This is a genomic window from Geodermatophilus sp. DSM 45219, assembly GCF_900104025.1.
Taxonomy (GTDB): domain Bacteria; phylum Actinomycetota; class Actinomycetes; order Mycobacteriales; family Geodermatophilaceae; genus Geodermatophilus.
Map to the genome: position 1 here is coordinate 454,103 of NZ_FNIQ01000003.1, position 24,337 is coordinate 478,439.

Consider the following 24,337-nt stretch of genomic DNA (forward strand, 5'->3'; position numbering starts at 1 on the left):
ACGGGTTCGTCCTGCGAAGTGCGCGCGCCGGCTCGATGATCACCAGAGGAGCCGGGCGTCCGACGTGCCCGGCGGGAGGAGTGCACGCGTGAAGGTCCTCGGCATCAACGCCATCTACCACGACCCCTCGGCGGCCCTGGTCGTCGACGGCCGGGTCGTGGCCGCGGCGGAGGAGGAGCGCTTCAGCCGGCGCAAGCACGGCAAGCGCCCCCTGCCGTGGAGCGCCTGGGAGCTGCCCGAGCTGTCCGCGGCCTGGTGCCTGGCCGAGGCCGGCATCCGCCCCGAGGAGCTCGACGCCGTCGCCTACTCCTTCGACCCCGCCCTGATGGGGACGCCGGAGGACTCCGGGCTGTTCGACGACGGCGACGTGATGCGCAAGCAGTACGCCGAGATGGCCCCGGGCTTCCTGGCCCACGCGCTGCCGGGGCTGGACCCGGCGAAGGTCCGCTTCGTCAAGCACCACGTGGCCCACGCCGCCTCCGCCGGCCTGGCCGCGCCACAGCGGGACAACGCCGTCCTGGTGCTCGACGGCCGCGGCGAGGCGCACAGCCACCTCGCGGGCCGCTACGTCGACGGCTCCCTGGAGGTCCTGGCCGGGCAGGCCCTCCCCCACTCGCTGGGCCTGGTGTACGAGGAGCTCACCGACCACCTGGGCTTCCTGCGCAGCTCCGACGAGTTCAAGGTCATGGCGATGGCCTCCTACGGCAAGCCGCGCTTCCTCGGCGAGCTGTCCGAGCTCATCCGGGCCACCGGCGACGGCGGCTTCCGCACCGAGAAGATCGACTTCACCGAGTTCGCCCCGCGTCTCGGCAAGGGCGAGGACTGGACCGAGGACCACGCCGACCTCGCCGCCAGCCTCCAGCAGCGGCTGGAGGAGGTGCTGGTCGACCTCGCCCGCTGGGTGCACGAGCAGACCGGCGAGAGGACCCTCACCCTGGCCGGCGGCACCGCGCTGAACTGCGTGGCCAACACCCGCATCCTCGCCGAGAGCCCGTTCGAGGAGGTCTGGGTGCAGCCGGCCGCCGGCGACGCCGGGACGGCGCTGGGCGCGGCACTGCACGTGGCCGCCGAGCTCGGCGAGCGCACCGAGCCGATGCCCGGTGCGGCGCTCGGCCGCGGCTGGAGCGACGAGGAGATCCAGCAGTGGCTGGAGACGGCGGCGATCGACTACGAGCGACCGGACGACGTCGCCGAGGCCGTGGCCGAGGTGCTGGCCGACAACGGCATCGTCGCCTGGTTCCAGGGCCGCAGCGAGTTCGGCCCGCGGGCGCTGGGCCACCGCTCCCTGCTGGCGCACCCCGGCTTCGAGGCCAACCTGGAGCGGATGAACGACGTCAAGGGCCGCGAGCAGTTCCGCCCGGTGGCGCCGATGGTGCTGCTGGAGAGGGCTCCGGAGATCTTCAGCCGGGGTCCGATCCCCTCGCCGTACATGCTCTTCGTGCACGACGTCGCCCCGGAGTGGAAGGACCGCATCCCGACGGTCACCCACGTCGACGGGACGGCGCGCATCCAGACCATCGACCGCGAGACCGAGCCGCTGGTGCACCGCATGATCTCCGCGTTCGAGCGGCGCACGGGCATCCCCGTCGTGGTCAACACCAGCTTGAACACCGCCGGCCGCCCGATGGTCGACGACCCGCGCGACGCCCTGGAGTGCTTCGGCTCCGCGCCGGTCGACCTGCTCGCCATCGGCCCGTTCGTCGTCCGCAGGCCGCGGTCCACGCCGCGCTGATGCCGGCCCCGACGGGCCTCCCTCACCCTCCCGGGGGAGCGACCCGGCGGGGGTGAACCGCGCGGTGGCGTCCCGGCGAACTCCCTGGTGACGGGCCCGGGCCCCGCAGGTAACGGTCGGGCAACGGTCGTCCCCCGATCAGGGGACGACCGTTACCGGCCGGCCCCCAGGGGTAATCCGGACCCGGACCGTCCAAGACAGGGCGGACCACGCAAGGCACATCGGGAGGACCCCCATGTCCGCAACATCCGGCAACACCGGCACCGGCCGCGGCGCCATGACCTGGCCCCAGATGCTGGCGCTCGCCTTCGGTGCGATCTACCTCCTGGTCGGCGTCGTCGGCTTCTTCGTGACCGGCTTCGACGACTTCTTCGCCCACGACACCAACGAGACCCTGGTGGGCTTCGAGATCAACGGCATGCACAACGTCGTCCACATCGTCATCGGTGTGGCCGGCCTGCTGCTGGGCCGGACCCTGGCCGGCGCGCGCACCTACGGCTGGCTGCTGGCCGTCGGCTACGGTGCCGCGTTCGTCTACGGGCTGATCGCGATCGGTGAGACGTGGGACTTCCTCAGCATCAACGCCGCTGACAACGTCCTGCACGTCCTCACCGCGATCGTGGGTCTGGTCATCGCGCTGGGCCCGGTGCGCAGCGCCGTCGGCCACCGCGGCTCGCGCGTCTGAACAAGGACCCCCTCGCTCCCCACCGCTCGCACGCTCGCGGCGGGCCCCTACGAGGGGGCCGTTCCAGCACCTCACCGGAGGCCGGATCCCGTACGGGCCCGGCCTCCGGCGCGTCCGGGTGGACGGCGCGCACGGGGGGCTGGCGGCACGGCCGTCGGCGGCGGACGCTTCTCGTGGGGCGTGACCGGGGGACGCCACCGACCGCGCCCCCGCCGCCCGAGACCGAGGCGCCGCACGTGCCGCGACGGAGGCCCGTGCCGTGGACGACGACCCCGTGCTGCGCGCCCTGGGCGAGGACCTCGCCCGCGACGACCCCGACCTGGCCGCCCTGCTCACCACCGGCCCGTGCCCGGGCCACCCCGGCCGCGGCGCCCTCTGGCTGGTGGTCCTCGGTGCGACGGCCGCCGTCGCCGCACCCCTGCTGGTCGGGCCGGCCGCCTTCGGCCTCATGGCGGTCCTGGTGCTCGTCGGGTGCCCGATCGCGATGAGCCGCTGGCTGATACCGACCGAGGACCCGCGGGAAGACGACCCGCCGTCCTGACGCCCCGGCGCGGGCCGACCCCGGCGAGACGCCGGTCACGTCGCCCTCTACCTTGCGCTCATGGACTTCGCCCTCTCCGCCCGAGCCGAGGACGTCTGCGGCCGGATGTGGGACTTCATGCGTGAGCAGGTCTTCCCCGCCGAGCCGGTCTACGACGCGTGGCGCGCCGAACGCGGCCACGACGACCACGGGCACCCGCCGGTCCTGGAGGAGCTGAAGGTCGAGGCCCGCAAGCGCGGCCTGTGGAACCTGTTCCACCACGAGCTCGGCGGGATGACCAACCTGGAGTACGCCTCCGTCGCCGAGATCATGGGCTGGTCGCCGGTGATCGCCCCCGAGGTCACCAACTGCGGGGCGCCGGACACCGGCAACATGGAGACGCTCATGCTGTTCGGCACGCCCGAGCAGAAGCAGCGCTGGCTGGACCCGCTGCTCGAGGGGGAGATCCGGTCCGGGTTCGCGATGACCGAGCCGGACGTCGCCTCGTCCGACGCCCGCAACATCCAGACCTCGATCGTCCGCGACGGCGACGAGTACGTCGTCAACGGCCGGAAGTGGTGGATCACCGGCACCGCCGACGAGCGGTGCCAGGTCTTCATCGTCATGGGCAAGACCGACCCCGACGGGCCGCCGCACCGGCAGCAGTCGATGGTGCTGGTCCCCCGCAACACCCCCGGCTTCGAGATCGTCCGGCACCTGCCGGTCTTCGGGTACCAGGACCAGCACGGCCACTCGGAGCTGCGGTTCACCGACGTCCGGGTGCCGGTCTCGAACCTCCTGGCCGCCGAGGGCGACGGGTTCATGATCGCCCAGGCCCGGCTCGGTCCCGGCCGCATCCACCACTGCATGCGGGCCATCGGCATGGCCGAGCGGGCGCTGGCCCTCATGGTCGAGCGGTCCAAGGCGCGGGTCGCCTTCGGCCGGCCGCTGGCCGACCAGGGCACCGTCCGGGAGGACATCGCCCTGTCGCGCATCGAGATCGACCAGGTGCGGCTGTACGTGCTCAAGACGGCCGACCTCATCGACAAGTACGGCGCCAAGGGCGCGCGGACCGAGATCTCCGCGATCAAGGTCGCCGCCCCGCGGGTGGCGCTCGACGTCATCGACCGGGCGATCCAGCTGCACGGCGGCGCCGGCGTCAGCGACGACACCCCGCTGGCCGGCTTCTACGCGCACGCCCGGACGCTGCGCATCGTCGACGGCCCCGACGCGGTGCACATCCGCGGGGTGGCCAAGGAGGAGCTGTCCCGGGAGCGCCCCTACACGGGCTGACGCGCGGACCCGTCCAGGGCACCGGCACCCGTCCCGGGGTGTCGGTGCCCGGTGCCACGCTGCCCGCGTGCCCAGGGACGACGACGCCGAGGACCTGCTGAGCGAGCACCCGGAGACGGTCACCGCCACCGCCCAGCGGCTGCGCGAGGTGCTGCTCGACGCCCACCCGCAGCTCGAGGAGCGGGTGCGCCGCGGCTGGCACTCGATCAACTACCGCGACCCGGTGGCCGGCTTCGTCTGCGCGCTCTTCCCGACCGCGGACCGCGTGCAGCTGGTGTTCGAGCACGGTGCCCGGCTGCCCGACCCGGAGCGGCGGCTGTCGGGCACCGGGCGGCAGGTCCGCGCGCTCGAGCTCACGGCCCCGGAGCAGGTCGACGACGAGGTCGTGGGCACGTTCCTCGACCACGCCGTCGAACTGGGGACCGCACTGCGCGCCCGCTGAGCGGCCTGCGCCGAGCCGCCGAGCCGCCGGGACGGCGTCAGGGGGCGAGCGTGCCGCCGAACCCGCCGGCGGCGAGCTTGGCCATGAGCTGGGTGCGGTCCAGCCCGATCGCGTCGAGCGTGTCGCCGTCCCGGTCGGTGTCGATCTCGTCGGGCAGCTGAGCGGCCACCTTGTCGGCCGTGTCGTTGTCGCCCTCCGTGTGCAGCATCCGCAGCAGCTCCTGCTTGTCCAGCTTCACGCCCGGCCTCCGCTCGGTCCGTCGACAGATCCGCCCCAGCGTGATGCGGGTCACGTCGGTTCGCAACGTGGTCTCCGTCGATCACGATCCGGTCACGACGGCGTTGGTGCCCGCGGTCCCCTGGCGTCATAGGGGTGACGACGCAGGGGGTGGCGGGTGGGGACGCGAGACGAGACGACGTTCGAGGCGTTCGTCGCCGCACGGTCCGACGAGCTGCTGCGCACCGCGGTGCTGCTCACCCGCGACCGCGGCCACGCCGAGGACCTGCTGCAGACGGCGCTGGTGAAGGCCTACCGGCGCTGGTCGCGCATCGACGGCGCGGACCCCTACCCCTACGTGCGCCGGATCCTGGTCACCAGCGCGGCCAGCTGGCGCCGGCTGCGCAGCTCGCAGGAGATCGTCGCCCTGCCGCTCCTCGACGCCGCGGGCCCGGACGCCACGGACGACGTCGCCGAGCGCGAGCGGGTCGCCGACGCGCTGGCCACCCTCCCGCCGCGGATGCGCGCCGTCCTGGTGCTGCGTTACGCCGAGGACCTCAGCGAGGCCGACACCGCCGCGGCCCTCGGCTGCTCGGTGCACACCGTGAGGAGCCAGACCGTCCGCGGCCTCGCCCGCCTGCGCCCCCTGCTCGGGGATGCCGCCCCCGCCACGCTGATCGAGGAGTGCTGACGTGTCCACCGACCTCGAGGACCGCCTCCGCCGGGGGCTGCAGGCCACCGCGGACGACGTGGCGCCCGCGCCGCACGACCTGGCCGACGTGGTGCGGCACCGGGCGCGCCGCCAGCGGCGCACCCGGGCCGCCGTCGCAGCCGCCGGCCTCGTCGCCGCCCTGGTGCTCGTCGGCGTCCCGGTGGTCGCCTCGACGCTCGTGGCCGACGGCGGCGGCCGGACGGCGACCCCGGCGGAGCGGCCCCGGCTGGACCCGCTGCCGACACTGCTCGACGCCCCGACCCGTGGCTCGCTCGCGGCCGACGGGGAGTGGCTGACCGGCGTCCGGGCCCTGAGCTGGGTCCCGGCCGACGTCGTGGAGCGGCCGGCCGGGCTCGGGCTGCCCGACCCCGCGGTCGAGGACCGCCGCGTGGCCTTCGCCGGCGACGTCCCCGGCGGCCGGGCAGCCCTCGTCGTCGCCCCCGAGGGGGACACCGGGGTGGTGGGCGCCTGGTACACGGGGCCCGAGGAGGCCCGGCCGGCCGAGATGACCCTGGCCACCGCGCCGTCCCGCTTCCCGAGGAGCGAGCCGGCCGTGCTGTGGGACGCCACGTCGGGCGAGCGGGTGGTGCTGCTGCTCGTCGGCCTGCCCGGCACCGAGGCCCGCTACCTGGCCGGCCGGGAGGTGTCGGCCGCCGGCGAGGAGCGCGAGCTGTGGGAGCCCGTCCCGCTGGTGGACGGCGCCGGTGCGGTCGACGTGGCCCGGGGGACCGGTGCGGGGTTCCCCGGTCCGGTGGTGCTCGAGTACACGTGGGGCGGACGGACCGGCAACCCCGCCATGGCGTGGTACGCCGACCCGGTGCCGTCGTCGCCGCCGGAGGTCGCCGTGGCCGACCCCCGCGGCCTGCGGGACGCCGTCCCCGCGGACCTGGTGCAGATGGCCGCGACGACCATGCTCGGCCACTACGGGACCGGCGCCGCCGGAGCCACGCCGACGCTACTGGCCGCCGGGTCCGTCGAGGGCACGACGACGGTGCTCGTCGGGGCGACCCTGCCCTCGGGGGCCACGATCACGGCCCTGCTGACCACCCTGAGCACCGCCGGGCCCGCGGAGGACGCGACCAGCACGATGCTGTCGGTCGGGCAGGCCGCACCCGCCGGGACGGCCCTGCTGGAACGCATCGTGGCCGTCGCGGGCGACCGGACGCTCACGGTCAGCGCGCCCGCGGCCGGCGCGGTCGCCGAGGTGTACCTGGCCGACGGCACCCTGCTCACCACGGTCCCGCTGGTCGACGGCGCGGGCAGCGGGGCGCTGCCGCCGCCGGCCCCCGAGCGCATCCGCGTCCTCGACGCCGCCGGGGCCCTGGTCGGCGAGGCGCCGGTCACGTCGGTGGACGGATGAGTCCGGAGCCGGCGTCGGTGGTCGCGATGCGCCAGCTCGCCGCGGAGGCCCGGTGGCGCCGGAATGCGCCGCGGGTCCGGCGGTCAGCGGCGCTGCGCGCGCCGGTACAGGGACGCCGCCACGCCCGCGAGGACCACGGCGAGGAACAGCTGGGCGACCCCCACGACGGCCCGGTCGCTGGCGAACCAGGTCACCGAGGACACCAGCAGGACGACGGCCACGCCGGCCACGAGGATGGCGAGGAGACGCTCGCGGCCGTCCCGGGGTGAGGTCACGCCGACGACCCTAGGCTGTGGATCGGCAAGCGGTCGCTTGCCTGTCGTACCGCCGTGGGCGACGCGTCCGGAGCCCTCGCGGACCCGTCGCGGCCACCGTCCTCGACGAGCCGCAGGAGCGGCGGTCGGGGAACGCCTCTCAGCCGGCCTTGCTCGGCGGCTCCCCGGCGGCCCGCGCCTCTTCCGCCGCGACGGGGTCGTAGGCGCAGGCGTCGGTCACGTCCGCCGCCGGGGGCGCCTGACCGTCCTCCGCGGGCGGGGCGGGCGTCGAGGGCGCGGGCGCGGCGGGCGCGTCGTCGGCGGGCGCGTCGTCCGCCGCCGGGGCGTCCGCCGTCGTCCCCGGCGTGCCCTCGGTCGGCGCCGCGCTGATCGCCTCGTCGACGATGGCGCGGATGCGGTCGTAGTCGGGGTAGGCCGGGTCGATGACGGTGTCGTCGAACACGACGCTGCGGACCTCGGCGTCCTTGACCAGGAAGGCCAGGTCGACGAAGTCGTCGAGGGCCGACCGGGGGATGTCGGTGCTGACGATGTCCTGCGTGGTGGCCACCAGCTCCTGGTAGCGCTGCAGCAGGGTCACCGGGTCGGCGGCATCCACGATCGCGTCGATCACGCACCGCTGCCGGTCCATCCGCTGGTAGTCGCTCAGGCCGTACCGGCCGCGGGCGAAGTCCAGTGCCCGCACACCGTCCATGCGCTGGTCCGGCCCGGGAGCGATGTAGTCGTCGGGCAGCTCCTCCCCGACGATGCCGTTGATCGGCACCCAGTAGTTGACGTTGACGGTGATGCCGCCGAGGGCGTCGACCAGCCGGCTGAACCCGTCGAGGTTGACCAGCACGAAGTAGTGGATGTCCAGGCCGAGCGCCTCGCCGACGCCCAGCTTGAGGAAGTCCGCCCCCGGGTCGTCGGTCGGGCCGAGGATGTCGGGGTACCAGGCCGGCCCGGTGCGGTAGACGGCGTTGAGCAGGCTGTCGGACTCGTTGGCGCCCTCGAAGCCGTCGGGGTAGACCTCGGCCAGCGGGCTGCCGGCCGGGAAGGGCAGGTCCTGCAGGTTGCGCGGCAGGCTGAACAGCACGGTGTCGCCGGTGTCGGTGTCGATGCTGGCCACGATGACGGTGTCGGTGCGGACGCCCTCGCGGCCCTCGCCGCCGTCCCCGCCGAGCAGGAGCACGTTGACCCGCTCCTGGTCGCCGAAGGGGTCCACGCCGTCGTCGACCGTCGCCGAGTCACCGTCGGCGAACAGGCCGTCGAGGAGCCCGCGCTGGGCGAGCGCGACCTGGCCGGCCATCACCACCGGGTAGGCGATGCCGAGGACCAGCGCGGCGACGACGACCGCGCCGAGCAGCGTGCGCCCGCGCGGGGTGCGCGGTGGCAGCAGCAGGCGGTAGCCGACCACGACCACGGCCACCCACAGCAGGCCCAGGACGACGATCCCGCCGAAGACCCACATCAGCGCGGTCGGGTCGACCAGGAGCTGCGCCGCGGTGCGCTGCCCCGCGGTGGCCAGCCAGGCCGCGCCCCCGACGAGGAGCAGGACCGCGCCGAGGGTCAGCACACCGAGCGTCCGCCGGCCGGCCGCGAGGAACGCCGTCCCCGGGAGGACGGCGTTGAGCACGGTCAGCCCGAGCGCTGCGGGGAACGACCGGCCGCGCGCGCCCGACCGGGACGGCGGCACGCCCGTGGGCGGAGGGGCTCCCGGAGGCGGGGGTGCGCCCGGGGGCGGCGGCAGCGGCCGCGACGAGCCGATGCGGCGCGTCGCGTCCCAGTCGCGCTCGGTCACGTACCCTCCCCGTGGTCCCTCGACGACCGGGACCCGGCGCCCCCGTCTCCCGCCATGCTCCCACCCGCTGGGCGGGTGGGCCGCCGTTCCGGCCGGCCCGACCTGCGCCGACACCCGTCCGTGTACGCGGAGGGTCGGCGGGCTCACGCTCCGCAGGGCCTGGGAGCAGCACGCCGTGCCCGGACGCACTCCGTAAGGTCGGTGTCCGTGCGTCTCGCCACCTGGAACGTCAACTCGATCCGCACCCGAGCCGACCGGGTGGCCGCCTGGCTGCAGCGCTCCGACGTCGACGTCCTGGCCCTGCAGGAGACGAAGTGCCGTGACGACCAGTTCCCCGGGTCCCGCTTCACCGACCTGGGCTACCAGGTCGCCCACGTCGGCCACTCGCAGTGGAACGGGGTGGCGCTGCTGTCCCGCGTCGGCCTGGCGGACGTCGAGGTCGGCTTCCCCGGTCAGCCCGCCTTCGGCACCCCCCAGCCGGCCGTCGAGGCGCGCGCCCTGGGCGCCACCTGCGGCGGGGTCCGGGTGTGGAGCCTCTACGTGCCCAACGGCCGCACGCTGACCGACCCGCACTACGACTACAAGCTGCACTGGCTCGAGGCGCTGCGCACGGCGGCGAGCGGCTGGCTGGCGCAGGACGCCGGCGCGCAGGTCGCCCTGGTCGGCGACTGGAACATCGCCCCGCAGGACGACGACGTGTGGGACGTCCGGGTCTTCGCGCACTCCACGCACGTCTCCGAACCCGAGCGCGCCGCGTTCCGCGCCATCGTCGACACCGGGTACGCCGACGTCGTCCGGCCGCACACCCCGGGCCCGGGCGTCTACACCTACTGGGACTACACGCAGCTGCGCTTCCCGCGTCGCGAGGGCATGCGGATCGACTTCGTGCTCGGCTCGCCGGCGTTCGAGCGGCGGGTGACAAACGCCCTGATAGATCGGCAAGAACGGAAGGGCAAGGGCGCCAGCGACCACGCGCCGGTCATCGTCGAGCTGGCCGACTAGCGGGCCGGTCCCCGGGTCGGGGCACATCCGGGGCACAGGATTCGGCTCGGTTCCACGCCGTGTCCACCGCCGTCCGTGTCCGGTCGTCGGAGTCCGGCATCAGGTGCCCGTAGGTGCTCAGGACGAGGGACGCGTCCTCGTGCCCCAGCCGCTCGGCCACGGCCACAACAGACTCGCCGCCCGCCAGCAGGACGCTGGCGTAGTGGTGCCTCAGGTCGTGGCTAGTTGTTCCGGGCGGCAGCCCGGCGCGGGTGACGGCCCGGCGGATGAGGTTGTGCCCGTAGTAGACGTGCCCCGGCGGCGTGCCGGCCCCGGTGGTGAACACCGTGCCGTCCGCCGCCGGCTCGTACGCGGCCAGGTGCGCCGCCAGCGCGTCGGCGACCACTCCGGGCAGCGGGACGGACCGTCGTGAGCGGGGAGTCTTCGGCTCGGTGCGCTGCCCGTTCGACGCCTGGGTGAACTGCCACTCGACGCGCACGGTGCGGCGCAGGAAGTCGATGTCCTGCACCCGCAGGGCCAGGAGCTCCCCGATGCGGAGCCCGAGCCCGGCCTGGGCGAGGACCATGGCGCGATACCGCGCCGGCATCGCCTCGGCGAGCGCCGCGACCTGGTCGACCGTGAGCGGCACGACGCGCGGCCGTTCGTACCGGGGCAGACGGATGCGGACCACCGGGGACGACGCGACGAGCCTGTCCAGGACGGCTGCGGCGTACACGCTCCGCAGCAGCCCGAGAGCCTGCCGCACGGTGGTCGGAGCCAGCACGGTCGAGCGGTCAGTCGCCCAGGCCTGCACCTCCGACGAACGCACGTCGGCGAGCCGCCGGCGACCGAGCCGGGTGCCCTCGATGTGCAGCCGGATCATCATCTCGGTCCGCCGCGCGGTGGTCGGACGGTGCGGGCGGGCAGCCGCCCACTCCCGGGCGTACTCGGCCACGGTGACCTTCGAGGGCTCGATGTACGTACCGCGCGCCTTATCTGCTTCGACCGTGGCCGCGTGCCGGTCGGCGTCTGCCTTCTTCGCGAACGACTTCTTGCGCTGCCGGCCTCGCTCGTCCCGCCAGCGGGCTTGGTAGGTCGTGCGGCCGTCGGTGACACGCTTCTCGACGCTGGCCATGACTCCTCCGCTGGTCCGTCACGGCTGCGCGTCCCTCCGAACGCCAGGCCGATCAGCACGATCAGCGGCACCACAGGGCCCCGCCCGGACCCCCTAGATTGCGGTAGAGAACCCTCGAGACGACCGGCTTAGCGGAATCTGGGGATGACGCTCGCCCTGTGGACAACTCCGCAGACACTCGACATGCACTGGCCGTCGTACCGTGAGCCCCTCGCCAGCACAGGGGAGTCAACGGTCGTCAAGACCTACCGAATGCTCCGGTCTTCCTCCAGTCCGGCTTCTCCAGTGGCGACGTGACAGGGCCGGGAAGGCCGGTGGTCCTGACTGAGGTCCGGCAATGCTGTGCGCCGCCTATGCAGCGGACGTCCGAGGCCCGCCGTCGGCGCGGACTGTGGGTTCGGCCAGGACGTTGGACCCACGGCGGTAGGCGTCGGAGATTGCAGTCAGCGCCGCGGCGAGCGGGACGAGGGGCGCGGCCGCACTTGCGGCCGTCGTCGAGCTGGTGGGCGGGCTCTTGCAGCAGATGCGGCCTGCGGCGGCGCGTAGGGGCAAGGGGCGCCGCCACGACGCGTCGCTTGACGACCTGGGCGGCGGAGCGACGGATGTCGTCGCGCGCGTCTGCTCCGGTGCGCCGTGCCGGCAGTCGAGAGTTCTGACGAGCCGCCGGCTGCTCGTCACAACGAGTTCAGCGTCGCGTCTGCGACAGGCGTCCCAGGCGCCCGCGTCCCGAGCGCAAACCCGCAGGTCACCGCAGGTGCAAGAGGTGTAGCCCTCTTGATCTTGGCCTTCTCCTGTGTCAGATCGCCAGGCGTTGAGCTCTCAATGGCAAGTGGTCGCCCGACCTCTGCCTTCGGCGGTGGGTGTCTCTAGAGGCGGCCGACGGGACAGCGCCGAGCCCTCAAGGGCAGCGATGGCTCTGGTGAGCAGTCGGGCATGGCCGTACCCCGACTTCGCACGCAGCTGTCGAGGCTCTCCAGCGCCTCATGCCCGGGAAGAGCACGGGTCTCTGATTGAGTCGCCTCGTCGCGGGTCGAGGTCTGGTCAGGCCAGGTGGTGCTCGTTCGTCCGATCGTGCGCGGTGGCTTGCGCGGTGGATGAGGCGGCCCAGCTCCCGAGAAGCGCCAGTGCCTGTTGCGAGGGTGAGTTGGGCTCAGCGGTGAAGGTGATCAGCGTCTGGCCCGGGTCGGCGGCCAGGGTCATGGCCTCGTAGGCCAGCGTGAGGTCCCCGACGACCGGATGGTGGTAGCGCTTGGTGCCGGTGGTGTGCCAGCGCACGTCGTGGGTGGCCCACAGGGTGCTGAAGTGCTGACTGCGGGTGGTGATCTCCCCGATGAGTTCCCGTAGCTCCCGGTCGTCGGGGCTGCGGCCAACCTCGGCACGGAGCTGGGTCACCGCGTCGGAGGCGGCCTTGTTCCAGTCGGGGAAGAAATCGACGGCCCGCGGGTCCAGGAAGATGTAGCGGGCGAGGTTCGGCGGGCGGCCGGCGGCGCTGGGTCCGGCGCCGTCGAACAGATCGGCGTACAGGGCGCGGGCGAGCGGGTTGGCGGCCGGCACGTCGAGTCGGCCGTTCTGTACGAACGCCGGGACGTCGGTCATCGCGTCGAGCAACTGCTGCACACCCGGGCGGACGGCGGACCGGGCCGGACGGCGTCGGCCGCGGGCCGCCGTCGTCGCCCCGCGGGTGAGGTCGTAGAGGTGCGCGCGCTCGGCGTCGTCGAGCTGCAGGACACGGACGAGTGCCTCCAGGACGCTGTCGGAGACTCCATTGGCGTTGCCGCGCTCGAGCCGGGTGTAGTACTCGACGCTCACGCCGGCGAGCAGTGCCACCTCCTCGCGGCGCAGCCCGGGTACTCGCCGGTGCCCGCCGTAGGTCGGCAGGCCGGCCTGCTGCGGAGTGATCCGGGCGCGGCGGGTGGCCAGGAACTCGCGCAGGTCCTTGCGGGTGTCCACGGCGACCACGGTAGGTCTGCCGGAACCGGTGTGGGGGTCCCTGCCAGTACCCCCTCTCAGCAGGCTCTGCCACGCCGCCGCCGACCGGCGTTTGCTCGGTTCAGCGAGTTCGAACAGCCGCCCGCACCGCGGTCGCCACCTCGCCCACCCCCCCGAGACCCGAAGGACTGCACTCAGATGACCGACAAGAGGATTTGGCTCGTCACCGGCGCCGGCCGCGGCATGGGCACCGACATCGCCCGCGCGGCCCTGGACGCCGGCCACGCGGTCGTGGCCACCGGCCGCAACCCCGACCGGATCACCGCCGCCCTCGGCGCGCACGAGAACCTGCTGGCCGTCGCCCTGGACGTCACCGACCCCGCCAGCGTTCAAGCCGCCATCGACGCCGCCGTGCAGCGGTTCGGCCGCATCGACGTGCTGGTCAACAACGCCGGCAACTTCTACGCCGGCTTCTTCGAGGAGCTCAGCCCCGAGGACTTCCGCGCCCAGATCGAGACCAACCTGTTCGGCCCGCTGAACGTCACCCGCGCCGTGCTGCCGGCCATGCGCGCCCAGCGCTCCGGCCTGGTGGTGACCTTCAGCTCCACCGCCGGCATCACCGGCGGCGAGTTCACCTCCGCCTACGCCGCATCCAAGTTCGCCCTCGAGGGCTGGAACGAGTCGCTCACGCCGGAGATCGCGCCCTTCGGCATCCGCACGATGCTCGTCAACCCCGGCTTCTTCCGCACCGAGCTGCTCACCGAGGACTCCACCCGCTACCCCGAGCCCACCATCGACGACTACGCCGAGCGCACCCGGCAGACCGTCACCGGTTGGAAGGGCATGAACGGCCAGCAGGGCGGCGACCCCGTCAAGCTCGCCCGCGCCCTGATCCAGCTCACCGACTCCGACACCCCGCCACTGCGCTGGGCCGCCGGCGCCGACGCCGTCGCCGCCTTCGAGGCGAAGGCCCAGCAGCTGCTCGCCCAAGCCGATGCCCACCGCGACCTGTCCAGCTCGCTGGCCCACGACGACGCCAGCACCGACGCCTGACCTCGCGCAGAACGACTCACGGGTGCGTTCGCCCGACGGGCGAACGCACCCGGGTCGCAAGGCCCCCGCGCCCGACGCTCAAGGAGACACGCGCACCATGACCTCGACACTGACCGGCACCGTCGCCCTCGTCACCGGCGCGAGCAGCGGCATCGGCGCCGCTACCGCTCGACAGCTGGCCGAGCACGGCGCCGCCGTCGCGCTCGTGGCCCGCCGCGAGGACCGCCTCGAGGACCTCGCCGCCGACATCCACAAGACCGGCGGCACCGCGCTGGTGGTGGTCGCCGACATCACCGACCGCACCGAAGCCGAGGCCGCCGTCGCACAGACGGTCGCCCATCTCGGCCGGCTGGACATCCTGGTGAACAACGCCGGCCTCATGCTGCTCGGCCCGGTCGTCGGCACGGACCCCGACGAGTGGGACCGGATGATCGCCGTCAACAACCAGGGCCTGCTCTACACCACCCACGCCGCCCTGCCGCACCTGCTGCAGGCAGCGCAGGGCGGCCCCCGCCGGGTCGCCGACATCGTCAACATCAGCTCGGTCGCCGGCCGGACCGCCGGGAGCGGTTACGGCGTCTACAACCTGACGAAGTTCGGGGTGAGCGGGTTCACCGAGGCGCTCCGCCAGGAGATCACCAAGCGCCACGTCCGTGTCAGCGTCCTTGAACCCGGCGCTGTGACCACCGAACTCGGCTCGCACAACAGCGAGCAGGTCCAGTCCGAGATGATCAGCCCGTTCTTCACCGGCGTCGAGGTCCTGACTCCCGATGACGTCGCCGACGGCGTCACGTACATGGTCACCCGACCGCGGCACGCCGCCATAGGCGAGCTGTGGATCATGCCCACCGAGCAGGCCTGAGGTCGAAGGTTGCCGTGCCGCGGCGCAGGGACAGGTCGCGGGCAGCGACGACCGCACGGCCGCCGACGGCCGGGACGTCGCAACCCCCGGGTCCCGAAGTCTCGCCACCGGGCCAAACCCGCTCCCGGCGCGTCCCCAAGAGCTGCTGAACCGACGCTCAGGGCACACCAGGGGCACATCTGGGGCACAGGACCGCTGGATTGGTCGTAGACGAGTGAAGTTGGCCGAACCTTGTTGTTGCAGGTCAGAGGCCGAATCGACAGGAAGTCTGCTGGTCGGCTGACCCCGGTCAGGTGTTCTGGGACTACACGCAGCTGCGCTTCCCCCGCCGCGAGGGCATGCGGATCGACTTCGTGCTCGGCTCCCCCGCGCTGGCCGCTCGGGTGTCCGGCGCGCGCATCGACCGGGAGGAGCGCAAGGGCAAGGGCGCGAGCGACCACGCGCCGGTGGTGGTGGACCTGACCGGCTGAGCGTCCACGAGGGACCTCTCACCGACCCCGCGGACGACGAGGCCGGAGGGCTGCGCCGCTGGAGGGGTCTCGCCGCGGCGTGGGGTGCGGCCGACGTCGCGGTGCCGCCCGAGGTGCTCGACGGGTACGACCCCACCCCGGCGGTCGCCGCCCGCGTGCCGGTGCACGAGGCGGTCACCGAGCTGCGGCTGGCCGCGGTCCACGCCTTCCGCCCGGGCGCCCCGGGAAGCTGAGCGGCTGGCCGAACCCGGAGAGGACCTCGTCCTCCCCAGCCTGTGCGAGCTCAGGCCGGGACCCGGGACGAGGCCGGCCCGGCGCGGTGTTGTACGGGGCGATGACCGCCACCGCTCCCCCGCCCACCCGGCTCAGCGCTCCCTCGCCCACCCGCCTCTGGACGCCGTCCCGCGTCCTGGTCACCCGCTCGGCCGCCGAGCGGCCGCACGGGCAGCGCGTCCTCGCCCGGCTCGAGGCCGCCGGGGTGTCCGACGTCGAGCTGCTGGCCGGCGACCGGCTGCCCAACCTGCGCGGGGACGGCGACCGCGCGGCGTTCATGCGGGCCAAGGACACCCTCGCCGTCGTCGTCCCGCCGCGGTCCAAGCGCACGCTGCAGCCGATCGCACCGTCCGCCGACTGGCGGTTCGACCTGGCCGAGGGCTGCCCCGCGCACTGCCAGTACTGCTACCTCGCCGGCTCGCTGTCCGGCCCGCCGGTCACGCGCGTGTTCGCCGACCTGGACGAGGTGCTCGGCGACCTCGACGGGTACGTCGGCCGCGGGAGCGTCACCTCCGGCACCGTCGAGCGCGGCGGCGAGGGGACGACGTTCGAGGCCTCCTGCTACACCGACCCGCTGGCGATCGAGCACCTCACCGGCGGCCTGGCCGCGGCGGTCACCCACTTCGGCACCCACGACTGGCCCGGGCCGGTGCAGCTGCGGGCCACCACCAAGTTCGACGACGTCGCGGGCCTGCTCGACCTGCCCCACGGCGGGCGCACCCGGCTGCGCTTCTCGGTCAACGCCGCGTCGGTGGCGCGGCGCTTCGAGGGCGCGACGTCCCCGGTGGCCGGCCGGGTCGCGGCGCTGGCCGCCGTCGCCGCGGCCGGCTACCCGGTCGGGCTCACGATCGCGCCGATCATGCCGCTCGAGGGCTGGCGGGAGGAGTACGGCGACCTGCTCGACGCGGTGGCCGCCGCGCTCCCGGCCGGCGCGGACCTCACCGTCGAGTGCATCACCCACCGGTTCACACCCGGCAGCAAGGAGACGCTGTTGGACTGGTACCCGCGGACGAGGCTGGAGATGGACGAGGCCCGCCGCACCACCAAGCGCGGGAAGTTCGGGTCGGTCAAGCACGTGTACCCGAAAGAGACGATGGCCGGGCTGCGCGGCTGGTTCGAGGCCGCGCTGCCCGAGCGACTGCCCCAGGCCCGCCTCCTCTACTGGACCTAGGGCAGCCGCTCGGCGCGGGTGGCCCTCCTGCAGGGGCCCGCCGCGAGCCTGCGAGTGGCGGGGGGCAGGAGGGTCCTTTCTCAGGCCGGGATCATCCCGTTCGGGTCGAGGACGTACTTCTTCGCCGCGCCCTGGTCGAACTCGGCGTAGCCCCGCGGCGCGTCCTCCAGCGGGATCACCTCGGCGTTGACCGCCTTCGCGATCTGCACCCGGTCGTGCAGGATCGCCATCATCAGCTGGCGGTTGTAGCGCATGACCGGGCACTGGCCGGTGGTGAAGGCGTGCGACTTCGCCCAGCCCAGGCCCAGTCGGATGGACAGCGACCCGGACTTGGCCGCCTCGTCGGCCGCCCCCGGGTCACCGGTCACGTAGAGGCCCGGGATGCCGAGCGCACCGCCGGCCCGCGTGATGTCCATGAGCGAGTTCAGCACCGTGGCCGGCGCCTCCCGCTCGGCGTCCTTGCCGTGGCCACGGGCCTCGAAGCCGACCGCGTCGACGCCGCAGTCCACCTCGGGCTCACCCAGGATCTGCGCGATCTGGTCCTTGGGGTCGCCCTGGGAGACGTCGACGGTCTCGCAGCCGAAGCTCCTGGCCTGGGCCAGCCGCTCCGCGTTGAGGTCGCCGACGATGACGACCGCGGCACCGAGCAGCTGCGCGGAGGCGGCCGCGGCCAGCCCGACCGGGCCGGCCCCGGCGATGTAGACGGTCGACCCGGTGCCCACCCCGGCGGTGACGCAGCCGTGGTAGCCGGTCGGGAAGATGTCCGACAGCATCGTCAGGTCCCGGATCTTGGCCAGGGCCTGGTCCCGGTCGGGGAACTTCAGGCAGTTCCAGTCCGCGTACGGGACCATCACGTACTCGGCCTGCCCGCCGGTCCAGCCGCCCATGTCGACGTAGCCGTAGGCCGAGCCGGGACGGTCGGGGTTGACGTTCAGGCAGATGCCAGTCTTGCCCTCCTTGCAGTTGCGACAGCGACCGCACGCGATGTTGAACGGCACGCTGACGATGTCGCCGACCTGGAGGAACTCGACGTCCGAGCCCTTCTCGATGATCTCCCCGGTGATCTCGTGCCCCAGGACCAGTCGCTCCGGCGCCGTCGTCCGGCCGCGGACCATGTGCTGGTCGCTGCCGCAGATGTTGGTGCTGACCGTCTTGAGGATGACCCCGTGCGGGGTCTTGCGACCGACGTTGGCCGGGTTGACCCCCGGCCCCTCCTTGAGTTCCAGCCCGGGGTAGTCCAGGTCGGCGACCTCGACCTTGCCCGGCCCCATGTACATGACTGCCTTGTTGCCTGCCACGGACGATCCTCCTCCTCAGCGCCGGCACGCCTCTGTGCCGGCCGCAGTGCCCACCGCCCAGGCCCCCCGGCGGCCGGTCCCTCGCTGTCCGTGACGGTCCTCCGGGGGCTCGGAGACGGCAGGTCCAGAGTGTGGTCCGCGCCACCCCCGGTGCGGCCCTCCGGGACGCGGCCCCAGGATCCGACACGCGGCCTGTACACACGTAGCGTGGCCTGCCGTGCTCGTACTGCTGCCACCGTCGGAGACCAAGGCCCCCGGTGGGGACGGCGCCCCGCTCGACCTCGCCACGCTGTCCTGGCCCGAGCTGACCGACGTCCGGGCGCAGCTGGTCAAGGCGCTGGTGGAGCTCTCCGGTGACCTCCCGGCGGCGCGGGCGGCGCTGGGCCTCTCGACGGGCCAGGACGGCGAGGTCGCCCGCAACGCCGCGCTGCCGGGCGCCCCGACGGCGCCGGCCCTGGAGCGCTACACCGGCGTCCTGTACGACGCGCTGGACGTGCGCTCGCTGACCCGCGCCCAGCGGGCCCGGGCCGACCGGCGACTGGCGGTGGGGTCGGCGCTGTTCGGCGCGGTCCGCGGGACCGACGCGATCCCGGCCTACCGGCTGTCGGCCGGCTCCGTGCTGCCCGGGCTGCCGGCGCTGCGTGCGCTGTGGCGGCCGGCGCTGGGCCCGGTCCTCGCGGAGGTGGACGAGCTGGTGGTGGACCTGCGCAGCACCGCCTACGCCGCGCTCGCGCCGGTGCCCGGCGCGGTGACCCTCGAGGTGCTCAGCGAGCGTCCGGACGGCACCCGTGCGGTGGTCAGCCACGCCAACAAGGCGCACAAGGGCCGCGTCGCCCGGCTGCTGGCCACGACGACCGGCGAGCCGAGGGACGTCGTCCGGCTGCGCGCGCTGCTGCGGCGCGCCGGGTTCCACGTGGAACACCCCGGCGGGACGGCGCTGACCCTCGTCGTCCCCGGCGCGCAGGCGGCCCGCTGAGCGCGCCACGCTGCGTTGCCGGTGAGGTGATCTGCGTCAGGATCGTTGCGCCCAACGGAGGGGACGTGGCATAACGTCGGGGACGCGGAGGCCCGAACAGCGTGGCTGCCGACGGCCTCGGGGCGACCCGGCCGGGCGTCGACAACGGAGAGGTGTCGGTGGAGGGATCCCCGCGTCAGCGTGGCGTCGCGCCCGCACCCGACGTCGAGTGGGCGGCGGAAGCACTGAGCGGCGATCCCGCTCGCCTGCGCGCCGCACGCCGGCTCCGGCTCTCGCAGGCCGGCTCGCCCGCCGTCGACCGCCTCGTCGAGCTGGCGGCCCGGCTGCTGGGGGCGCAGTCGGGACAGATCTCGCTGCTGGACGAGGTCCAGTCCGTCGCCGGCGTCGCCGGGCTGCCCCCGGGCAGCGCCCTGCGGGAGACCCCGCTGGCCGAGTCCCCCTGCACGCTCGCCGCGGTCGGCGGCGAGGTCCTCGCCATCCCCGACGCGCGCGCCGACGAGCGGGTCGGCCACCTGCCCACCGTCACCGGCGGGATGGTCGTCGCCTACCTCGGCGCCCCGCTGAGCGACAGCCAGGGGCACGTCGTCGGCACGCTGTGCGTCTTCGACCCGCTGCCGCGGGAGTGGTCCGAGACCGACGCCGCCACGCTGCGCCAGCTGGCCGCCTCGGTGGTGACCGAGCTGGAGTACGCCGCGCTGACCGGCGAGTACGAGCGGCAGCACCTGCGCTGGCGGCTGGCGATGGACGCCGGCGGCGTGGGCACGTTCGACTGGGACCTGCGCACCGGCGAGCTGGTGTGGGACGAGCCGCTGATGTCGATGTTCGGCTACACCGCCGAGGACTTCGACGGCACGATCACCGCGTTCAACCGGCGGCTGCACCCCGACGACCTGCCGCGGGTCGGCGAGGCGCTGCGGGTGTGCATCGAGACGTGCGGCGACTTCGAGGCCGAGTACCGCGTCGTCCACCCCGACGGCGAGACCCGGTGGGTGCAGGCCCGCGGTCGCGCGCTGGGCGGCCCGAGCGGGATCACCGTCCGGGTGCTCGGCTCCGCCTACGACACCACCGAGGACCGCACCGGCGAGCTCCGCGTCACCCGCGTGCTCGAGGCCATGCCGGCCGGCTTCTACTCGCTGGACCACGAGTGGCGCTTCACGCACGTCAACGCCGAGGCCGAGCGGCTGCTGGGCCGCAGCCGCGAGGAGCTGCTCGGCCAGGTCATCTGGACGGCGTTCCCGGGGACGGTGAACAGCGACTTCGAGGAGAACTACCGCAACGCCGTCCGCACCGCGCAACCGGTCAACTTCGACGCGCACTACCCCGCCCCGCTGGACGGCTGGTACGAGATCCGCGCCTGGCCGACCCCCGAGGGCCTGTCGGTCTACTTCATCGAGGTCACCGAGCGGAAGATGGCACGCGAGCGCGCCGAGCGCTCGGCGCAGCGGCTCGCGCTGCTGGCGCGGGTGAGCGCCGAGCTGGCCGGGACCCTGGACGCCCAGACCGCCACGGGCCGCCTGCCCCGGCTGGTCGTCCCGACGCTGGGCGAGTGGTGCATCGTCACCGTGGTCGACGCCGAGGGGCGCCCCCGCGACGTCGGCTGGTGGCACGCCGAGCCCTCCTCCCGCACGCTGGTCGAGCGCTACGCCGCCGTCCGGCTGGACTCCATGCCGGCCACCTCGCCGGTGGCCCGGGCCCTGCTGGCCGGGGATTCGGTGCGGGCGACCGTCGGCGAGGTGACCGACCTGCTGCCCGACGGCGAGGCGCGGGACCTGCTGACCGCACTGGCGCCGGCCTCGGCGGTCTGCCTCCCGCTGCGCGGCCGGGGGCGCACGCTGGGCGTGCTGACCCTCTACGCCGGCCCCGGCGAGGCGCTCTCGCGGGAGGACGTCGCCACCGCGCAGGACGTCGCCGACCGCGCCGGGCTGGCCCTGGACAACACCCGGCTCTACGCCCAGCAGCAGCAGCTGGCCGAGGGCCTGCAGCGCAGCCTGCTCACCGAGCCGCCGGAGCCCGACCACGCCGAGATCGCCGTCCGCTACCTGCCCGCGGTCGAGGCAGCCCGGGTCGGGGGCGACTGGTACGACGCGTTCCTGCAGCCCGGCGGGGCCACGATGCTGGTCATCGGCGACGTCGTCGGCCACGACACCGAGGCGGCCGCGGCGATGGGCCAGCTGCGCGGGCTGCTCCGGGGCATCGCGACCTACAGCGACGCCCCGCCGGTGGAGGTGCTGCGGGGTCTGGACGCCTCCATGGCGGTGCTGCAGACCCGCGTGCTGGCGACCGCCGCCGTCGCCCGCTTCGAGCAGACCGACGACGAGCGCCGGCGCAGCATCACCCGGATGCGCTGGGCCAACGCCGGGCACCTGCCGCCGCTGGTCATCAACCCCGACGGCAGCGTCGCCGAGCTGGCCGCCTGGAAGGGCGACCTGCTGCTGGGCGTCGACCACGAGGCCGAGCGGCAGGAGTCGGTGGTGACCCTCGACCGCGGTTCCACGGTGCTGCTGTTCACCGACGGCCTGATCGAGCGGCGCGACGCCGACCTGGACGCGGGGATGGTGCGGCTGCGCGAGGCACTGGTCGAGGTGGCCCACCTGCCCCTGCAGCGGTTGCTCGACGAGGTGCTCGAGCGGCTGGTGGACGGCCGACCCGAGGACGACGTCGCGCTGGTCGCCGTCCGGCTGCACCGCCAGGACCGGCCCCGTCCGCCGGAGGCCGGCCCGCAGGACGTGCCGGACGTCGTCCCGCCCGAACCTGCCGGCTGAGTCACCGCGCGGTCCGGTGCCGACGTCCCTGGTCGGCCCTGATCAGCCCCGTCGGCTGACGCACTCTCGCGCTGTTCCTGCCGCCTCGGCGCTGGTACAGGCGCGCGCAGGTGACAGGAACAGCGCGGGAGTGCGCGGGGCGCAGCAGGCCGGTGACACCGGTCGCCCAGCGCGTGCTGCAGGACCGGTATGGCATGGGGAACACCCGCGGTCCGTGCCAGAGTCACCGGATGACCGTCACCGAGGAGCTCTGCCTCCGGCCCGCGACCGAGCTGGCCGCGCTCATCCGCACCCGGCAGCTGTCGGCGCGCGAGCTGACCGACGCCTGCCTGGAGCGGATCGAGCGGCTCGACCCGCAGGTCAACGCCGTCGTCACGCTGGACGCCGAGGGCGCGCGGGCGGCAGCCGACGCCGCGGACGCCGCGCTGGCGGCCGGCGAGGAGGTCGGCCCCCTGCACGGGCTGCCGGTGGTGCACAAGGACACCCACGCCACCGGCGGCATGCGCACCACCTGGGGCTCGCCGCTCGCCGACACCGTGCCGGCGGACGACGAGCTGGTGGTCGCCCGGTTGCGCGCCGCCGGCACGGTGCGGCTCGGCAAGACCAACGTCCCGGAGTTCGCGGCCGGGTCGCACACGTTCAACCCACTCTTCGGCGTCACCCACAACCCGTACCGGCACGGCCTGTCGGCCGGCGGGTCGAGCGGCGGCGCGGCCGCGGCGCTGGCGGCCGGGTTCGCGCCGGTCGCCGAGGGCAGCGACTTCGGCGGCTCGCTGCGCAACCCGGCGGCGTTCTGCAACGTCGTCGGGCTGCGGCCCACGCCGGGCCGGGTGCCGACCTGGCCGGCGGCGATGGGCTGGTCGCCGCTGTCGGTGCAGGGGCCGATGGGCCGCACCGTGGCCGACGTCGCGCTGGCGCTGTCGGCGATCGCCGGGCCGGACCGGCGGGTGCCGATCTCCCTCGACGACCCCGCCGCCCCGTTCGCCGAGCCCCTGCCGGAGCGGCTCGACGGGCTGCGGGTGGCCTGGGCGCCCGACCTGGGCGGGCGGGTGCGGGTCGACCCGGCGGTCACGGCGGTGCTCACCGACGGCGTGCGGGTGTTCGAGGACCTGGGCGCCACCGTGGAGGCCGACTGCCCGGACCTGTCGGGAGCCGACGACGTCTTCGGCACGCTGCGGGCCTGGGTGTTCGACGCGACCTTCAGCGAGCTGGCGCAGCGGCACCCCGACCGGCTCAAGGAGTCGATCCGCTGGAACGCCGCCCTGGGTGCGCGGCTCAGCGGCGCCGACGTGGCCCGCGCCGAGATCGCCCACACGGCCCTGTACCAGCGGGTGGTGGAGTTCTTCGACCGCTACGACGTCCTGCTGGCGCCGACGACGCAGGTGCTGCCCTTCCCGGTGGAGCAGGAGTACCCCACCGAGGTGGCCGGCGAGCCGCTGGAGGACTACCTGTCCTGGATGCGCTCCTGCACGCTCATCACCCCGACCGGCTGCCCGGCGCTGTCCGTGCCCGGGGGCTTCACGCCCGATGGGCTGCCGGTGGGCCTGCAGGTCATCGCCCCGCCGCGGGCCGACCGGCGGGTGCTCGAGGTCGGCCACGCGTTCGAGCAGGCGACCCGCTTCGGCGAGCGCCGGCCGCTCCTCTGACGCCGTCTGGCGCTCTCTAGCCGACACGCTAGACAGCCGCAGACGACCCTCGACCGGCGTCTGCGCGTCTTCACCACGGGCGCTGGACGGCTGGAGACGGTGCTCGACCGGACGGTGTCAGCACCCGGGCCGTGAACAGCGGCAGACCAGGACCGTCGAGGTGGTCGAGTGCGACGGCCCGGCCGGCCATGGCGAGCACCAGGTCGACGGTGCGACCCCGCACGAGCGGCCCCTCCCCCACCCCGAAGGGGCCGTCGGTGGCCTGGAGTCGCAGCCCCGCCGCCCGGCGCTTCGACGGCACCGTGAAGTTGCGCCCGGCGTAGAACCGCGCCACCCGCTCCAGTGCCGCGGGCGCGTACGGGTGGGAGATGCCGAGCGGACGGCGGACGTCGTCACCGTGCACGACCGCCTCCCCCAGCCACCCGTCGACGTGGCCGCTCGGCGCCGTCCTGCTGCCCACGACCCCGCGGAACAGCCGGAGCGTCTCCTCCGGGGTCCCGCCGAGCTGCTCGCGCAGCCGCATGTCGACCATCCGGTCGACGTCGAAGCGGCACCGGGCGAGGCCGGCCAGCCAGCGGACCGGGCCCGAGCTCGCCCCCGCGGTGAGGTGGGCGACGACCTCCTCGACGCTCAGCCCCGCGCACAGCGACGGTGTCCGCCAGCCGTCCGCGTCCAGCTGCTCCAGGTCCGCCACCAGCGCGGCCCGCTCCGCCGCCACCAACTGCCACGTGTCCGTCACGCCGTGCAGACCGCCGTCGGCCCCCGAAGT

Annotated in this window: 23 protein-coding genes; 16 read left to right on the forward strand and 7 right to left on the reverse strand. The window is 74.2% G+C overall.

Annotated elements, in window-relative coordinates; genetic code table 11:
- The first annotated feature begins 88 nt into the window (after positions 1-88).
- The 5 genes from BLR12_RS11260 to BLR12_RS11280 all read left to right on the forward strand — a co-directional run bounded on the left by BLR12_RS11260 (position 89) and on the right by BLR12_RS11280 (position 4,672).
- Positions 89-1,732: a carbamoyltransferase family protein gene (locus BLR12_RS11260; RefSeq protein ID WP_091377672.1), complete on the forward strand. Its 1,644-nt coding sequence runs from the start codon at positions 89-91 to the stop codon at positions 1,730-1,732.
- Positions 1,733-1,967: 235 nt separating this feature from the next.
- Positions 1,968-2,417, forward strand: coding sequence for a DUF4383 domain-containing protein (locus BLR12_RS11265; RefSeq protein WP_091377674.1), 450 nt, complete (start codon positions 1,968-1,970; stop codon positions 2,415-2,417).
- A 259-nt stretch (positions 2,418-2,676) separates the two neighbouring features.
- Positions 2,677-2,958, forward strand: coding sequence for a DUF3040 domain-containing protein (locus BLR12_RS11270; protein ID WP_091377676.1), 282 nt, complete (start codon positions 2,677-2,679; stop codon positions 2,956-2,958).
- Between the two features lie 60 nt (positions 2,959-3,018).
- Complete coding sequence (locus tag BLR12_RS11275) at positions 3,019-4,230, forward strand: acyl-CoA dehydrogenase family protein (RefSeq protein ID WP_091377678.1); 1,212 nt, start codon at positions 3,019-3,021, stop codon at positions 4,228-4,230.
- Positions 4,231-4,297: 67 nt separating this feature from the next.
- Complete coding sequence (locus tag BLR12_RS11280; RefSeq protein ID WP_091377681.1) at positions 4,298-4,672, forward strand: DUF1801 domain-containing protein; 375 nt, start codon at positions 4,298-4,300, stop codon at positions 4,670-4,672.
- Between the two features lie 37 nt (positions 4,673-4,709).
- Here BLR12_RS11280 and BLR12_RS11285 read toward each other — a convergent pair whose 3' ends face one another.
- Positions 4,710-4,910 (reverse strand): hypothetical protein, encoded by a 201-nt coding sequence (locus BLR12_RS11285; RefSeq protein ID WP_091377682.1) that lies wholly within the window; start codon positions 4,908-4,910, stop codon positions 4,710-4,712.
- A 156-nt stretch (positions 4,911-5,066) separates the two neighbouring features.
- Here BLR12_RS11285 and BLR12_RS11290 point away from each other — a divergent pair, with 156 nt between their 5' ends.
- Together BLR12_RS11290 and BLR12_RS11295 are read left to right on the forward strand one after the other, a co-directional pair.
- Positions 5,067-5,579 carry a SigE family RNA polymerase sigma factor gene (locus BLR12_RS11290; RefSeq protein WP_091377684.1) on the forward strand — a complete coding sequence of 171 codons (513 nt, stop codon included), beginning with the start codon at positions 5,067-5,069 and terminating at the stop codon, positions 5,577-5,579.
- Between the two features lies 1 nt (position 5,580).
- Positions 5,581-6,960 carry a hypothetical protein gene (locus BLR12_RS11295; protein WP_091377686.1) on the forward strand — a complete coding sequence of 460 codons (1,380 nt, stop codon included), beginning with the start codon at positions 5,581-5,583 and terminating at the stop codon, positions 6,958-6,960.
- 83 nt (positions 6,961-7,043) lie between these two features.
- Here the strand turns inward: BLR12_RS11295 and BLR12_RS11300 are convergent, their stop codons facing one another.
- Both BLR12_RS11300 and BLR12_RS11305 read right to left on the reverse strand, forming a co-directional pair.
- On the reverse strand, positions 7,044-7,235 hold the full coding sequence (locus BLR12_RS11300; protein WP_091377688.1) for a hypothetical protein: 192 nt from the start codon (positions 7,233-7,235) through the stop codon (positions 7,044-7,046).
- Between the two features lie 139 nt (positions 7,236-7,374).
- Positions 7,375-9,012, reverse strand: a complete 1,638-nt coding sequence (locus BLR12_RS11305) for an LCP family glycopolymer transferase (RefSeq protein ID WP_091377690.1) — start codon at positions 9,010-9,012, stop codon at positions 7,375-7,377.
- A 207-nt stretch (positions 9,013-9,219) separates the two neighbouring features.
- Between BLR12_RS11305 and BLR12_RS11310 the strand changes: the two genes are divergently transcribed.
- A complete protein-coding gene (locus BLR12_RS11310) occupies positions 9,220-10,014 on the forward strand; it encodes an exodeoxyribonuclease III (protein WP_091377691.1) in 795 nt (264 codons plus the stop codon).
- On the opposite strand, the gene BLR12_RS11315 is transcribed toward BLR12_RS11310, so the two are convergent.
- Both BLR12_RS11315 and BLR12_RS11320 read right to left on the reverse strand, forming a co-directional pair.
- A complete protein-coding gene (locus BLR12_RS11315) occupies positions 9,992-11,128 on the reverse strand; it encodes a tyrosine-type recombinase/integrase (RefSeq protein ID WP_091377693.1) in 1,137 nt (378 codons plus the stop codon). The genes BLR12_RS11310 and BLR12_RS11315 overlap by 23 nt on opposite strands.
- Before the next feature lie 1,041 nt (positions 11,129-12,169).
- On the reverse strand, positions 12,170-13,078 hold the full coding sequence (locus BLR12_RS11320; protein ID WP_091378495.1) for a helix-turn-helix transcriptional regulator: 909 nt from the start codon (positions 13,076-13,078) through the stop codon (positions 12,170-12,172).
- A 177-nt stretch (positions 13,079-13,255) separates the two neighbouring features.
- Between BLR12_RS11320 and BLR12_RS11325 the strand changes: the two genes are divergently transcribed.
- From BLR12_RS11325 to BLR12_RS11340, 5 genes are all read left to right on the forward strand, one after another.
- Positions 13,256-14,110 (forward strand): SDR family oxidoreductase, encoded by an 855-nt coding sequence (locus BLR12_RS11325; RefSeq protein WP_091377695.1) that lies wholly within the window; start codon positions 13,256-13,258, stop codon positions 14,108-14,110.
- A gap of 97 nt (positions 14,111-14,207) precedes the next feature.
- Complete coding sequence (locus tag BLR12_RS11330; protein ID WP_091377697.1) at positions 14,208-14,972, forward strand: SDR family NAD(P)-dependent oxidoreductase; 765 nt, start codon at positions 14,208-14,210, stop codon at positions 14,970-14,972.
- Between the two features lie 293 nt (positions 14,973-15,265).
- Positions 15,266-15,442, forward strand: a complete 177-nt coding sequence (locus BLR12_RS11335; protein ID WP_255363430.1) for an endonuclease/exonuclease/phosphatase family protein — start codon at positions 15,266-15,268, stop codon at positions 15,440-15,442.
- Between the two features lie 101 nt (positions 15,443-15,543).
- Entirely contained in the window at positions 15,544-15,675 is a 132-nt protein-coding gene (locus BLR12_RS25210; RefSeq protein ID WP_255363431.1) for a hypothetical protein, read from the forward strand.
- Between the two features lie 101 nt (positions 15,676-15,776).
- Positions 15,777-16,886 carry an SPL family radical SAM protein gene (locus BLR12_RS11340; RefSeq protein WP_091377698.1) on the forward strand — a complete coding sequence of 370 codons (1,110 nt, stop codon included), beginning with the start codon at positions 15,777-15,779 and terminating at the stop codon, positions 16,884-16,886.
- Positions 16,887-16,966: 80 nt separating this feature from the next.
- Here BLR12_RS11340 and fdhA read toward each other — a convergent pair whose 3' ends face one another.
- Positions 16,967-18,184 carry a formaldehyde dehydrogenase, glutathione-independent gene (gene fdhA / locus BLR12_RS11345; RefSeq protein ID WP_091377700.1) on the reverse strand — a complete coding sequence of 406 codons (1,218 nt, stop codon included), beginning with the start codon at positions 18,182-18,184 and terminating at the stop codon, positions 16,967-16,969.
- Between the two features lie 217 nt (positions 18,185-18,401).
- Here fdhA and yaaA point away from each other — a divergent pair, with 217 nt between their 5' ends.
- The 3 genes from yaaA (at position 18,402) to BLR12_RS11360 (ending at position 23,568) form a co-directional block, all read left to right on the forward strand.
- Entirely contained in the window at positions 18,402-19,160 is a 759-nt protein-coding gene (yaaA, locus tag BLR12_RS11350) for a peroxide stress protein YaaA (protein WP_091377702.1), read from the forward strand.
- A 101-nt stretch (positions 19,161-19,261) separates the two neighbouring features.
- Positions 19,262-21,922, forward strand: a complete 2,661-nt coding sequence (locus BLR12_RS11355) for a SpoIIE family protein phosphatase (RefSeq protein WP_255363432.1) — start codon at positions 19,262-19,264, stop codon at positions 21,920-21,922.
- 230 nt (positions 21,923-22,152) lie between these two features.
- Positions 22,153-23,568, forward strand: a complete 1,416-nt coding sequence (locus BLR12_RS11360) for an amidase (RefSeq protein WP_091377704.1) — start codon at positions 22,153-22,155, stop codon at positions 23,566-23,568.
- A gap of 70 nt (positions 23,569-23,638) precedes the next feature.
- Here BLR12_RS11360 and BLR12_RS11365 read toward each other — a convergent pair whose 3' ends face one another.
- On the reverse strand, positions 23,639-24,307 hold the full coding sequence (locus BLR12_RS11365) for a maleylpyruvate isomerase family mycothiol-dependent enzyme (protein ID WP_255363433.1): 669 nt from the start codon (positions 24,305-24,307) through the stop codon (positions 23,639-23,641).
- Positions 24,308-24,337: the final 30 nt, after the last annotated feature.

What these genes read in the sequence shown, in the direction of transcription:
- BLR12_RS11330 (WP_091377697.1), top strand. Translation starts at nt 14,208, where the DNA reads ATGACCTCGACACTGACCGGCACCGTCGCCCTCGTCACCGGCGCGAGC.
- BLR12_RS11340 (WP_091377698.1), top strand. Translation starts at nt 15,777, where the DNA reads ATGACCGCCACCGCTCCCCCGCCCACCCGGCTCAGCGCTCCCTCGCCC.
- BLR12_RS11360 (WP_091377704.1), top strand. Translation starts at nt 22,153, where the DNA reads ATGACCGTCACCGAGGAGCTCTGCCTCCGGCCCGCGACCGAGCTGGCC.
- BLR12_RS11275 (WP_091377678.1), top strand. Translation starts at nt 3,019, where the DNA reads ATGGACTTCGCCCTCTCCGCCCGAGCCGAGGACGTCTGCGGCCGGATG.
- BLR12_RS11315 (WP_091377693.1), bottom strand. Translation starts at nt 11,128, where the DNA reads ATGGCCAGCGTCGAGAAGCGTGTCACCGACGGCCGCACGACCTACCAA.
- BLR12_RS11265 (WP_091377674.1), top strand. Translation starts at nt 1,968, where the DNA reads ATGTCCGCAACATCCGGCAACACCGGCACCGGCCGCGGCGCCATGACC.
- BLR12_RS11325 (WP_091377695.1), top strand. Translation starts at nt 13,256, where the DNA reads ATGACCGACAAGAGGATTTGGCTCGTCACCGGCGCCGGCCGCGGCATG.